Source organism: Nocardia alba NBRC 108234, assembly GCF_001612665.1.
In the GTDB taxonomy this organism is placed as follows: Bacteria; Actinomycetota; Actinomycetes; order Mycobacteriales; family Mycobacteriaceae; genus Nocardia; species Nocardia alba.
Window position 1 is genome coordinate 45,826 of the sequence record NZ_BDAX01000013.1, and the last position, 12,811, is coordinate 58,636.

Annotated in this window: 14 protein-coding genes; 12 read left to right on the forward strand and 2 right to left on the reverse strand. The window is 68.6% G+C overall.

Going from position 1 to position 12,811, the window contains the following annotated elements:
* Positions 1-88 precede the first annotated feature (88 nt).
* The gene (aroA, locus tag NA12_RS15330) at positions 89-1,381 is read left to right on the forward strand and encodes a 3-phosphoshikimate 1-carboxyvinyltransferase (RefSeq protein WP_132369674.1); all 1,293 of its coding nucleotides are present in this window, start codon (positions 89-91) and stop codon (positions 1,379-1,381) included.
* The gene (gene rsgA / locus NA12_RS15335) at positions 1,357-2,382 is read left to right on the forward strand and encodes a ribosome small subunit-dependent GTPase A (protein WP_371856001.1); all 1,026 of its coding nucleotides are present in this window, start codon (positions 1,357-1,359) and stop codon (positions 2,380-2,382) included. Before aroA ends, rsgA begins: the two co-directional genes overlap by 25 nt.
* Positions 2,383-2,406: 24 nt before the next feature.
* On the opposite strand, the gene NA12_RS15340 is transcribed toward rsgA, so the two are convergent.
* Positions 2,407-3,255, reverse strand: coding sequence for an Ig-like domain-containing protein (locus NA12_RS15340; protein ID WP_255284085.1), 849 nt, complete (start codon positions 3,253-3,255; stop codon positions 2,407-2,409).
* Between the two features lie 208 nt (positions 3,256-3,463).
* On the opposite strand from NA12_RS15340, the gene NA12_RS15345 reads away from it, so the two are divergent.
* From NA12_RS15345 to NA12_RS15355, 3 genes are all read left to right on the forward strand, one after another.
* Entirely contained in the window at positions 3,464-3,781 is a 318-nt protein-coding gene (locus tag NA12_RS15345; protein ID WP_067450971.1) for a hypothetical protein, read from the forward strand.
* A 148-nt stretch (positions 3,782-3,929) separates the two neighbouring features.
* A complete protein-coding gene (locus NA12_RS15350) occupies positions 3,930-4,388 on the forward strand; it encodes a MarR family winged helix-turn-helix transcriptional regulator (protein WP_067450664.1) in 459 nt (152 codons plus the stop codon).
* A 74-nt stretch (positions 4,389-4,462) separates the two neighbouring features.
* Positions 4,463-4,909, forward strand: a complete 447-nt coding sequence (locus tag NA12_RS15355) for a hypothetical protein (protein WP_067450667.1) — start codon at positions 4,463-4,465, stop codon at positions 4,907-4,909.
* A 4-nt stretch (positions 4,910-4,913) separates the two neighbouring features.
* On the opposite strand, the gene NA12_RS15360 is transcribed toward NA12_RS15355, so the two are convergent.
* Positions 4,914-5,246, reverse strand: coding sequence for an ArsR/SmtB family transcription factor (locus tag NA12_RS15360; RefSeq protein ID WP_067450670.1), 333 nt, complete (start codon positions 5,244-5,246; stop codon positions 4,914-4,916).
* Positions 5,247-5,339: 93 nt separating this feature from the next.
* Here NA12_RS15360 and NA12_RS15365 point away from each other — a divergent pair, with 93 nt between their 5' ends.
* The 7 genes from NA12_RS15365 to NA12_RS15395 all read left to right on the forward strand — a co-directional run bounded on the left by NA12_RS15365 (position 5,340) and on the right by NA12_RS15395 (position 12,807).
* The gene (locus tag NA12_RS15365) at positions 5,340-6,923 is read left to right on the forward strand and encodes an ABC transporter substrate-binding protein (protein WP_067450673.1); all 1,584 of its coding nucleotides are present in this window, start codon (positions 5,340-5,342) and stop codon (positions 6,921-6,923) included.
* Positions 6,884-7,915 (forward strand): ABC transporter permease, encoded by a 1,032-nt coding sequence (locus NA12_RS15370; protein WP_067450676.1) that lies wholly within the window; start codon positions 6,884-6,886, stop codon positions 7,913-7,915. Before NA12_RS15365 ends, NA12_RS15370 begins: the two co-directional genes overlap by 40 nt.
* On the forward strand, positions 7,908-8,762 hold the full coding sequence (locus NA12_RS15375; RefSeq protein ID WP_067450680.1) for an ABC transporter permease: 855 nt from the start codon (positions 7,908-7,910) through the stop codon (positions 8,760-8,762). The genes NA12_RS15370 and NA12_RS15375 overlap by 8 nt, the downstream gene beginning before the upstream one ends.
* Positions 8,759-9,784, forward strand: coding sequence for an ATP-binding cassette domain-containing protein (locus tag NA12_RS15380; protein ID WP_084472789.1), 1,026 nt, complete (start codon positions 8,759-8,761; stop codon positions 9,782-9,784). The genes NA12_RS15375 and NA12_RS15380 overlap by 4 nt, the downstream gene beginning before the upstream one ends.
* Positions 9,784-10,425, forward strand: coding sequence for an ABC transporter ATP-binding protein (locus NA12_RS15385; RefSeq protein ID WP_084472790.1), 642 nt, complete (start codon positions 9,784-9,786; stop codon positions 10,423-10,425). Before NA12_RS15380 ends, NA12_RS15385 begins: the two co-directional genes overlap by 1 nt.
* Positions 10,426-10,477: 52 nt before the next feature.
* A complete protein-coding gene (gene dprE1, locus NA12_RS15390; protein ID WP_067450686.1) occupies positions 10,478-11,875 on the forward strand; it encodes a decaprenylphosphoryl-beta-D-ribose oxidase in 1,398 nt (465 codons plus the stop codon).
* Positions 11,876-12,087: 212 nt separating this feature from the next.
* Positions 12,088-12,807: a DUF8020 domain-containing protein gene (locus NA12_RS15395; protein WP_067450689.1), complete on the forward strand. Its 720-nt coding sequence runs from the start codon at positions 12,088-12,090 to the stop codon at positions 12,805-12,807.
* Positions 12,808-12,811: the final 4 nt, after the last annotated feature.

The following is a 12,811-nucleotide window of genomic DNA, read 5'->3' on the forward strand; positions in this document are numbered from 1 at the left end:
CCGACAGCACGCCTCGCCCACGACGCCACCCCACGCCGAAAAGCGCACCACCGGTGCGTCCGAACCGCACATAAGCGAAGATGGGGACGTGAGTTTCTGGCCTGCGCCCCATATCGAGGTCCCCGTCCACGCGACCGTGACCCTGCCCGGATCGAAGTCCATCACCAACCGTGCGCTCATCCTGGCCGCACTGGCCGATGGGCCCTCGACGCTCACCGGTGCGCTGCGCAGCCGCGACACCGATCTGATGATCGGAGCCCTGCGCGCCCTCGGCACCGAGATCACCGGCGACGCCGAAATCCTGGAGGTCACCCCCGCGCCCCTGCGCAGCGCCGCTGTCGACTGCGGTCTCGCGGGCACCATCATGCGATTCCTGCCGCCCGCCGCCGCCCTCGCCACCGGCGATGTCGCGTTCTTCGGCGACGAGCAGGCGAAGTTGCGCCCGCTGACCACCATCCTCGACGCCCTGCGCAAGCTCGGCCTCGATGTCGACGGTGACGCGCTGCCGTTCGTCGTGCACGGCACCGGCGCGCTGCGCGGTGGCACCGTCACCATCGACGCGTCGGGTTCCTCGCAGTTCGTGTCCGGACTGCTGCTCTCGGCCGCCCGCTTCGACGAGGGCATCACCGTCCACCACGACGGCAAGCCCCTGCCGTCGATGCCGCACATCGAGATGACCGTCGAGATGCTGCGCCGCGCCGATGTGGCCGTGCAGACCCCCGCCGATTCCGGCAATGCGCAGACCTGGACCGTGGCGCCGGGCCCGATCCGCGCGGTCGACTGGGATATCGAACCCGACCTGTCCAACGCCACCTCGTTCCTGGCGGCGGCCGCGGTGACCGGCGGCGAGGTGAGCATCCCGATGTGGCCGCGCGGCACCACCCAGCCCGGTGACGTGATCCGCGAGATCCTCGTCCGGATGGGCGCCGAGGCCCGCATCTTCGACGGCGTCCTCACCGTGCACGGCCCGCAACGCCTGGCGGGCATCGACATCGATTTGCACGACGTCGGCGAACTCACCCCCACCGTCGCCGCGCTGGCCGCACTGGCCGATTCCCCGTCGCGACTGCGTGGCATCGCCCATCTGCGCGGCCACGAAACAGACCGTCTGGCGGCACTTTCCGCCGAGATCAATCGCCTCGGCGGCGATGTCACCGAGACCGAGGACGGCCTCGAGATCGTGCCGACCCCGCTGCACGGCGGTCGGTGGCACTCCTACGCCGATCACCGCATGGCCACCGCCGGTGCGATTCTCGGCCTGCGCGTGCCCGGCGTGGAGATCGAGGACATCGGCACCACCGCCAAAACCCTGCCGACCTTCGTCGCGCTGTGGGAGCAGATGTTGGCTCCCGCGTTATCCGGCGAGGGAGTGGCGCGCTGAGCCGCCAGGGTCGATCCTCAGCCAGCTACGACGAATCCGACGTCCGGGTGCGCCCGGGTAAGGCGTCGTCGCGTCCCCGCACCAAGACCCGTCCACAGCACGCCGACGCCGCGGCCGCCATGGTGGTGGCCGTCGATCGCGGCCGCTGGGGATGCGTGCTCGACGGGGACGCCGACCGGCGCATCGTCGCTATGCGCGCCCGCGAGCTCGGCCGCACCCCGATCGTCGTCGGCGATCAGGTGGACGTGGTCGGCGACCTGACCGGCAAGCCCGACAGCCTGGCCAGGATCGTGCGGGTGAGCGAGCGCGGCACGGTGCTGCGCCGCACCGCCGACGACACCGATCCGTTCGAACGCATCGTCGTCGCCAACGCACAGCAGTTGTTCATCGTGGTCGCGCTGGCCGATCCGCCGCCGCGCACCGGTTTCGTCGAGCGGGCGATGGTGGCCGCGTATGCCGGTGGGCTGGAACCGATTCTGGTGCTCACCAAGCGCGACCTCGTCGCGGAGTCCGAATTCGCTTCCGCCTTCGAGGGTCTCGATCTCACGATCCTCTACGCGGGCATCGACGATCCGATGGAGCCGGTGCTCGAGATCTTGCACGACCGGCTCACCGCACTGATCGGACATTCCGGCGTCGGCAAGTCGACGATGGTGAATCGTCTTGTGCCCGATGCCTATCGGGCGGTGGGCGAGGTGTCCGGCGTCGGCAAGGGCAAGCACACCTCCACCCAGTCGGTGGCGCTACCGCTGCCGGAGGGCGGGTGGGTGATCGACACCCCCGGCGTGCGTTCGTTCGGTCTGGCCCACATCACCCCCGATGATGTGATCGCCTCGTTCGCCGACCTGGCCGGCGCCATCGAGGACTGCCCGCGCGGCTGTACCCATCTCGGCCCGCCGGCCGATCCGGAATGCGCGCTCGATCAACTGCCCGGCACGGAACGGCGGGTGGCCGCGATTCGCACGCTGCTGACCGCCCTGATCGCCAATGAGGCGTGGTAGCGACCGTTCCGCGCCGGAGCTGACTCAGAAGCTGAACGATCCCGTGTTGAGCCCGCCGCCACCGCCACCGTCGCCACCACCGTCGGTCGGCACCTCGGCCACGGTCACCGTCGCGGTGCTCGACGAACTCGCCACTCCGCTACGCCCGGAGAAGGCCGCGCCGATGCTGTACGAACCGGGGGCGCCCGGCGTCCAGACGATGCTCGCCTTGCCGTTCGCGCCGACCGGGATGTCGCCGAGCACGTTGTCGCCCGCCTTGAACTGGACCGTGCCGCCCGCCGCGGCCGGGGTCACACTCGCCTCCAACGTGACGGCCTTGCCGACCTGCGCTCCCGACACCGCGGTGATGGTGGTGCTGGACACGGCGTCGGCCGACACCGTGACCGCAGGCCCCTTGGCCTGGTAGGTGCCGTCGCCGAGCGAGCCGCCGTAGTGCATCGAGGTGGGCAGCGGGGTGTCGCGGGCGCAGTTCACGCCGACCGTGTACTGGATCTCGAAGGTCTGCGATTTCGGCGAGATGTTCGGGTACACCGGGTATTTGGTGATCCCGAACTCGGCCCGGATCCAGTCCGAGGACGACGTGTCGATCGAGACGGCGTTACCCGACATCTTCGCCGAGCCCGCCACGGGCGTCAGACACGCCGGGTGCAGGTCCTTGATCGAGTAGATGTACTCCACCGGGATGCCGGTGCGCTCGAACTTCGTGGTCACGGTGATCGTGTCGCCGACCACCGGGTTGGTGTTCGATACGGTCCTGGTGAAACGGCTGTTGCCGTCGTCCCAGGTGATCGTCCCCGGCGCGGCTACGGCCGATCCGGGAAACGCCGTCATCGCCAGTCCCGCCGCGGCGGCGAACACGGCCAAGCGCTGCACTCTTCTGTCCACCATCATGTTTCTCCAACTGTGTGCCGGACGCCTTCGACGTCGTCGAAGCGCTGATTCGTCCGAGTGGCGAGCAGTAGATCACGCCATGGTCCCCGGGCGGATCCAAATCCGAAATAGATCTCGTTCAGATTTCGAATTCGACTCGCGTTCGCTCGCGTTCACAACCACGACACTGTCCGCCGGTACCGTCATCCCCATGAAGCCACCGGCGATCGGATACCTGCGCCGCGACATCTCTGGTGTCGCCCAGTCCTGGGACGAAACGCAGATCCGTTCCCTAGCCGAGCGCCTGGGTTACCGCTTCACCAAGACCGTCGTGTTCAGCGACCGCACCGCCGATCCGATCGGCCGCCTGCTCGACGTGGTCATCACCACCGAAGCCGCCGCGATCGTCACCCCCAGCCTCACCCACCTCGGCACCGACCTGCCCCACCGCATCGTCGCCGCCTGCGACATCATCACCGTCACCCCCGAGTTCACCCACACGAGAACCCTCCCCGCCATGCCCGCCTAGCCCAGTACGCGGTACCGACCACCGGAACCGCGAGCCAGGGTCCGCCCGGGCCCGGTAAACCCGCTGGGCCCGAGGCTATTTCGCGGGCACGGGTTGGTTCGGCTCCGCCGACCACGACGATCGGGGTCTCGTGCGGGAAAATGAGGGGGTGACCACCGAGAACGAACGTCCTGGACCCCCGACCATGAGCCCGAGCATTTTGGTGATCACGATGTCGCGGCGGGTAGAGGCGGCGCTGGGAGCGGAACTGGGGGCGCTGGATCTGACGGTGGCCCGGCTGGGGTTGCTCGGACATATCAATGGGGTGCCGGGGGCATCGTTCAGTGAGTTGGCGCGAATGTCGGGGACGAGCGTGCAGAGTGTGCACGCCGCGGTGAAGGGTCTCGTCGGGGCGGGGCTGGTGCGGGACCTGACGGCGCGGGCAGGGTCGGCGTCGACGATCGAGCTGACCGAGGCGGGCGCGGAGCTGCTCGCCCAGGCGCGAAAAGCGGTGACGCGGGTGGACACCCAGCTGTTCGGCGCGGAATCGGATCCGATTCTGCGGCGGGTCGGGGCGGCGATCGTCGACGCGTTCGCCGGCGAGACTCCCCCGCGACCCGGACCGTGACGAAGCCAACCTTCAATGCCACTGAAGCTCGAGCTAGGCTTCAAACACATTGAAGGTTGGATGGGAGTCGGTAGGTGGAACACGTCTTGTTGTCCGTGCATGTGCTCGCGGGCATCGTCTTCGTCGGCGGCTCAGCGGTCGCCACCAGTCTTTTTCCCCGATACGCGCCGGTCGCGGGTGGGCCCGACCCCGAGTCGGTGCGCAGTCGCCCGGTCGCGGTCGCCCTGCACCGGATCACCGGGAACTACGCGAAACTCGCGATCATCGTGCCGGTGATCGGCATCGTGCTGGCCACTATCCAGGGCCGGATGAACGAAATCTGGATCACCACCGCGATGGTGACGACCGCGGTGGCTGGCGGGCTACTGGCCGTGCAGATAGTGCCGATGCAGCGCGAAGCCCTGGACGAGCCCGACGACGGCAAGCGCCTGCGGGTGCTGTCGATGCTCGCGGGTATCTACAACCTGCTGTGGACGGCCGTGGTCGTTCTCATGATCGTCCGCCCCGGATCCGCCGCCTGACGGCTCAGTGTCCGGCACCGATGGTGTGCAGGATTTCGTGGATGATCGGGTCGGCGAGCCGGTTGGTGACCGACCGGCCCTCGCGGCTCGAGACGACACAGCCCTCGTGCCGCAGCACGCGCAGCGCCTGGGAGATCGCGTTCTCGTTGCGGCCGACCGCGGCGGCCAGTTCACCCACACTGATGCCGGGTGAGCGGTGCAGGCACAGCAGGATTTCCAGGCGACCGGGATCGGAGAGCAAGTCGAAGCGCTGCGCCCATTGCGCGATCTCGACGTCGTCGATCGCGCGACGACCGAGTTCGACCGGCGACCCGTGCAGCGTGCGTGGCTCTCCCATGACGACGCCCAGCTTAATCGCCGAGTGGACAGCACGGCATCGCCCACGGCTAATATCTGTTCATCTGTTCAGATAGACATGTTGGGATGATGGGTGCGCACTCGGCCGCTGTTCGCTGTAGGGGCCGCGTTGGCGGTCGTGCTGACCTCCTGTGGAGCGCCCGAGAGCGGGTCCACCGACTCGCTCGTGCTCGCCGACGCGTATGAGCTGGGCGGATACAACCCGGTCGCCGGGTACGGCGCGGCAGGCGAGGCCAAGGTCTATGACGGACTACTGCGGCTCGCCGGCGGCGCCGGCCTACCCGGTTTCGAACCCGCTCTGGCCACCGCATTGCCGACGCCCGACGCCGACGCGACGGCCTGGACGGTGCCGCTGCGCCCGGGGGTCCGGTTCAGCGATGGTTCGGCGTTCGACGCCGCCGATGTGGTGGCCACCTACCGGGCGATTCTGGATCCGGCGTCGGCCTCGCAGGCACGGTCGTCGTTCTCGATGATCGACCGGGTGGAGGCCCTCGACCCGCTGTCGGTGCGGTTCACCCTGCGTCATCCGTATGCCGCGTTCCCCACCAAGCTGCTGATCGGGATCGCCCCGTCCCAAGCCCTCGCGACGCCGGGTCCCGCGACCGAATCACCGCTCAACACCGCACCGATCGGCACCGGCCCCTACCGGCTCACGGCGCTGGAGCCGACGCGGGCGGTGTTCGAGGCGAACGAAAGCTATTGGGGTGGTGCGCCTTCGGTCAAGAAGCTGACGTTGCTCTATGTGCCCGACGACAACACCCGCGCACAGCGCATGGCCGGTGGCGAACTCGACGGCACCTCGCTGCCGCCACTGCTGGCTGCCACGTTCGGGCAGCGGATGTCGGTGCGGTCCAACATATCCGCGGATTGGCGCGGCGTGTCGATGCCCGAGGGCGATCCTGTCGCCGGCGACCCGGCCGTGCGGCTGGCCCTGAACCACGCGGTGGACCGTCAGGCGATGATCGACAATATCCTCGGCGGCTACGGCCGACCGGCCTACACGCCCTTCGCCGCGGTGTACGGCGAATCCCACAACCCGGCAGTGTCTTTCGCCTTCGATCGCGCGCGTGCCGAGCAGGTTCTCGACGGTGCGGGATGGCGGGTGGGCTCCGATGGCGTGCGCGCGAGAAACGGTGTGCGCGCGCGATTCACGGTGATGTACAACTCCACCGACACGGTGCGCCGCGACCTCGCGCTGGCTTTCGCCTCCGATGCGCGGCGGGTGGGCATCGAGGTCGATCTCGAGGCGCTGTCCTGGGAGCGGATCGAGCCGCGGATCGCGCAGGCGGGAATCCTGCTCGGCGGCGGTAGCGAGCCCTACGATCCCGACACCCAGGCCTACAACACCCTGCACTCACCGCTGCTCGACCCGAGCGCGGGCAGCCCGTACGACAACGCGAGCAGGCACGCCGATCCCGTGATCGACGCGCGACTCGACATCGCGCGGCGCAGTGTGGATCCCGCGGTGCGCGCCGCGGCGTATCGGGACGTACAGAGCCGGTATGCCCAGGATCCGAGCTACGTCTTCCTGGTGCACCTCGATCACACCTATGTGGTGAAGGATTCGTCCTGGAAGATGTCGGGGCCGATTCTCGAGCCGCACGCGCACGGCGTCACCTGGGGACCGTGGTGGTCGCTACAGACCTGGACCCGCTGATGGGGCGCAGCCGCGTTCGCGGACGCGGCCTGCCCGCGATGGTGGGGTGGCGATTGGCGGCGTTGATTCCGGTGCTCGCCGCGGTGTCGGCCGCGCTGTTCGCCGCGGCGGCGGTGTCGCCCTTCGACCCGCTGGTGGGCTATCTCGGCGCTCGGTACGAGACGACGAGCGCGGCGGATCGGGCGATGCTCACGGATCAACTCGGGCTGGACGCTTCGTGGTATCAGCTGTACGGACGCTGGATCGGCGAGGTGTTCAGCGGCGATCTCGGCGTTTCCCGCGGATTCGCTCAACCGGTGAATACCCTTCTCGCCCAACGGATTCCGTGGACTATGCTGCTGGTCTTCGTCGCGATGAGCGTCGCGATCATCGTCGCGCTGGGCGCGGGCGTCTGGGCGGGCATGCGTCGTGGCGGGTTGATCGACCGGTTGGTCACCGCGTCGTGTGTGGTGATGCAGGGACTGCCGCCGTTCGTGGTGTCGCTGGCCATGATCGGCTTGTTCGCGGTCGGACTCGGTTGGTTGCCGCCCGCCGGGCTCACCGATGCCGGGGCACAGGTCGGATTCGGTCAGGTGGCACGCCATCTCGTGCTCCCCGCCGCCGCGTTGGCCGTCTCACAGGTGCCGTGGTTACTGCTGGCCGTGCGGGAGTCGGTGTCGGGCAATCGTGGTGAGGATTTCGTGGTCGGCGCCGCCACGCGCGGCATCGACACCGCGACGATCACTCGCGGCCATATTCTGCCGACCTCGCTGGCCCCGTTCGTGACGATCCTCGGCGCGCGCTTGCCGGAGGTCGTGGTCGGGGCGGTGCTGGTGGAGGAGATCTTCTCGTGGCCGGGGATCGCGGGCGCTTTCGTGCAGTCGGCGAAGAATCTGGACATGGCGCTGTTGGCCGTGCTGACTGTCGGCACGACCTGCGCGGTGATGCTCGGATCGCTACTCGCCGATGTCGCGGTGGTGCTGCTCGATCCGCGAGTGCGCGCCGATGGGTGAGCGGTGGCGCGAGCTCACCCACGAGGCCGCGCGGCGACGGTTGTTCCTCGCGCTCGCGGTGCTGGTCGCGGTCGCGCTGTACGCGGTGATCGCGCCGTGGGTCGACGGGGTCGACGAGCGGCTGACCGATTTCGCGAACGCGCGGCAGGCGCCTTCGGGGCAGTGGTGGTTCGGGACCGACTCGGCCGGGCGGTCGCTGTTCGTGCGGATCGCGGCGGCGTTGCGGACCTCGCTGATCGTCGCGGCGTGCGCGGCGGCGGTGTCGACGGTGATCGGAGTGCTCGTCGGTGCGGTGTCGGCATTGGCGGGCGGGTGGGTGGACCGGGTGGTGATGCGGTTCGCCGATACCGCCAACGCGCTGCCGCACCTGCTGCTCGGGATCGTGATCGTGGCACTGTTCCGGGGCAACGCGTTGGCGGTGGTGTTGTCGATCGGGCTCACGCACTGGGTGCAGGTGGCGCGGATCGTGCGGGCGGAGAGCCTGAGTCTGCGCGAACGCGAATACGTGTCGGCGGCGGTGGTCGCCGGGGCGAGTCGCACCCACCTGCTGATCGGGCACGTGCTGCCCGCCGTCGCACCGCAGGCCCTGATCGCGGTGGTTTTGCTACTGCCCCACGCGATTTGGCACGAGTCGACCCTGTCGTTCCTCGGGTTCGGGCTCCCTCCGCACGAACCCAGCCTCGGCACGCTCCTGGAAGAGGCACGCACATCGCTGCTGCTGGGCGGGTGGTGGACGCTGGTGTTCCCCGCCGGATTGCTGGTGCTCACGACGGTGGCGGTCGCTGTCGCGGGATCGTCACTGCGCGGGCTGCTCGCCCCGCCGAAACCGTCGAGGATGGCGCGATGACACGGCCCGTTTCTCCGAGCGCTCCCGAACTCGTCGCTACCGAGAAGCGCCCGCCGACCTCGCGTCGCGACGGCCGAGGCGGTCGGGTGAACGGCGAGGAAGGTTCCGAGCGAAGCGCCCGCCTGTCCCTCGATGCGCTGACCGTGCGGATTCCGGTGCGCCGCGATGCTGTGGTGCACGCGGTGACCGACGTGTCCCTCGATATCACCGCGGGCGAGATCACCGCGCTTGTCGGCGAATCCGGTTGTGGGAAGTCGATTGTCGCGAGTGCGGTGATGGGGGTACTGCCGCCCGAAGCCGTGATCACCGGGTCGGTTCGCCTACTGCCAGGTGATGCGGGCTCGGCCCACCCATCGGTCGAACCCCTGGATATCCTCCGCGACCACCGCCCCTATCGCGGTCGCCACATCGCCCTGATACCCCAGTCACCGAGCACCTACTTCACCCCGGTGCGGACCGTCGGATCCCAGCTCAGCGAAACGATCAGCGCGCTCGGCACCGCGCACACGGCCGTCGAGCTCGTCGAGCGGGCAGGCCTGTCCGCCGCCGCGCTCGACCTGTACCCGCACGAGCTCTCCGGCGGAATGGCCCAGCGGGCGGCCGTGGCAGCGGCGCTGGCCGGTGATCCTGAGGTGATCATCGCCGACGAACCGACCTCCGGGCTCGATCGCGCGCGCACCGACCAGATCGGCGAACTGTTGCGCGAGTGCGCCGACCGCGGCGCCGCGGTTCTGCTGATCACGCACGATCTCGGGCATCTGATCCGCGCGGGCATCGCCGACACCGTCGCGGTCATGTACGCGTCACGTCTGATGGAAGTCGGCCCCGCCGCGGATGTACTCGATGATCCGTGGCACGACTACACGCGCGACCTGCTCGCCGCCCTGCCCGAACGCGGCCTGCGCCCACTGCCCCATCCCCCGCGAGAACTGACGAACCTGTCCGAGCACTGCCCCTACGCGGGTGGTCCGACGCAGCTGATCGCGCGGCTGCCGCGCATGATTCGCAGTCGGAGGTCCTGATGCTGATCGCCGATTCCCTGAGCGCGGGCTACGGCGCGCGAGGTGTGCTGCGCGGGATCGACCTGCGGATCGCCCCCGGCGAGATCGTCGGGATCACCGGCGACTCGGGATCGGGGAAGACCACGCTCGCCCGTACGATGGCCGGACTGCTGACGCCCACCACGGGCACCGTCACCGTCGACGGACAACCACCCCGCCGAGCTCGCGGCGCCATCGCCATGGTCTTCCAATCCCCCCGTGCCGCGACGAATCCCCACTTCACCCTCGCCCGGATCATCGCCGAACCCGCCCGCATCCGCCGTGCGCCGGTCCCCGACCTCGCGGCGCTGGCTCGCGCCGTCGGTCTCACTCCCGATCTTCTCGACCGCCGCCCCCATGCCCTCAGCGACGGCCAACTCCAACGCGCCTGCCTGGCCCGTGCCCTCGCCCAGAACCCCCGCTACCTCATCCTCGACGAGGCCACCGCCATGCTCGACGCCGCCACCACCGCCACCATCGTCCGCCTGGTCATGACCCGCGCGGGCGCCGACCTCGGCGTGCTGCTGATCAGCCACGACGAGCCCCTCCTCGAAGCCGCCTGCACCCGCATCGAGACAATGCGCGAAGGCACCCTCAGCCCTCATCGAGCATCTCCCCAATAACCGCACGAATACCTCAGGCTGCGCACAGGAACCGGTTTTAGCGTGTGCCCCTGTGACATTCACGCAACCGAAGCCGACCAGCACGTGCCGCAGCCTCAGCGGATGGGCCCGCACCGCACCTACCGTCGCCGAGGTACTGCGCACTCGCGACCTCGCGGTGATCGCCGAACGAGTGCGAACCGCGGGACCGCGCGGGGTGATCGCGCGCGGGCTCGGCCGCAGTTACGGGGATCCGGCGCAGAACGCGGGCGGTCTGGTCGTCGACATGACCGCGCTGGACCGGATCCACAGCATCGATCCCGACAGCGGGATCGTCGAGGTCGAGGCGGGCATCAGCCTGGACACGCTCATGCGGGCGGCGCTGCCGTTCGGGCTGTGGGTTCCGGTGTTGCCGGGTACCAGGCAGGTGACGGTCGGTGGCGCGATCGGTGCGGATATCCATGGCAAGAACCATCATTCGCAGGGCAGCTTCGGCAATCATGTGGTGTCGATGCGGCTGCTGACCGCCGACGGGTCGGTGCGCACCCTGACGCCGGAGGGGCCCGACGCGGACCTGTTCTGGGCGACGGTCGGCGGGATGGGACTCACCGGCATCATCGTCGGCGCACGAGTTCGGTGCAAGCACACCGAGACCGCGTATTTCCTCGTCGACAACGACCGCACCCGCGATCTCGACGAGACGATGGAGCTGCTCACCGGCGGCTCCGACGACGGGTACGACTACTCGATGGCGGTGCCGGACACCATTTCCACCGGAGCGAAACTCGGGCGGGCCGGATTCAGCAGAGGCTCGCTGGCCACCCTCGATCAGTTGCCGCCGCGGCTACGCAGCAAACCCCTGAATTTCGATGCGCCGCAATTGTTCACCGTGCCCGATATCTTTCCGAACGGGATGGTCAATTCGGTGACCACCCGCATTGCCGCCGAGGCCGCTCATCGCCTGTTTCCCCGGCGGGCCAGAGGGCGTATTCAGAATCTGACGCAGTTCTATCACCCGCTCGATCTGCTCGGCGAATGGAATCGGGCGTACGGCAAGCGCGGGTTCTTGCAGTATCAGTTCTCGATGCCGTTCGGTGCCGAGCGTCAGCTCGCCGACGCGGTGCGGACCATCGCCGAGTCGGGGCATCACTCGTTCCTCAACGTCTTCAAGCGCATGGGTGCGAGTAATCCGGCACCGCTGTCGTGGCCGCATCCCGGATACATGCTGAGCTTGGATTTCGCGCTGACCAGCGGCCTCGACCGGTTCTGTGTGGACCTCGACGACAGGGTGCGGGCGGCCGGTGGACGCCTGTATTTCGCGAAGGAATCACGGACCACACCGGAGATGATCGCGACGATGTATCCACGACTCGACGAATGGCGTCGGGTCAGGGATCGAGTCGACCCGGAACGGGTGTTCGCCTCCGACCTCGCACGGCGGTTGCGGCTGGTGACCGGACTTCGTCATTGATGTGCTCCAGATCACGGTGGTTCGATGGATGGTGAAAGTCGTTCACCACTAATCGAATTCACCGGCAATGACGCACATCACTGTCCGTTTTGAACCCTTTCGGCATATCAAGTTACATTTCAGCAACAAAGAATTGGACACTTGATCATGGGTGCTCGATCGAGGGCCTGCGCTCCCCAGGGGGCATCGCCATTGAGGGAAAGACTGCATTCATGAACTTCAGCAAGGTTGCCGCGACCTCCGCACTCGTCATTGCCGCGCTCGGCGTTGCCACCGGCACGTCGCACGCCGCTCCGGCGCCCGCTCCCGCGCCTGTCCCGGCCTTCCTCGACGGTGTGAACCAGGGTGTCAACCAGGTGCTGCCCGGCATCAACTGGAAGACCGGCATCGAGGGCAACGCGGTCGTCGTCGAGACCGACGCGGGCTCGCTCACCACCGCGAACAACCAGTTCCAGGTGCGCGACGGCCAGGGCAATATCGTCGCCGCGATGCCGCTGGCCTACACCCTCGACGACCTCGAGTACCCGATCGACGCCGCCATCGACGGCACCCGCGCCCTCCTGACCCCGCACACCGACGTGGCCTCGGCCCGCCCGTCGACCATGCTCAAGGACGTCGTCCGACAGGACGCCTTCGACGACGCCGTCGGCGCCGCCGCCACCCAGCTCGGCATCATCACCTCCATCGGCACCCTCGTCGGCACCCTCATCGGTGGCGGCGCGGGCTGCGCCATCGGCGCCGCCGGCGGCCTGATCCTCGGCATCCCGGTGCTCGCCCTCGGCGGCACCACCGGCCTCGCCGGCTGCCTCGCCGGTGCCGCCGTGGGCATCCCGCTGGGTGCGGCCGCCGGCCTGGTGCTCACCGGCGTCCCCGCCGCGATCGCCATCGGCATCGGCTTCAACAACCGGATCAACGCCCCCGAGAACCAGTAATCCT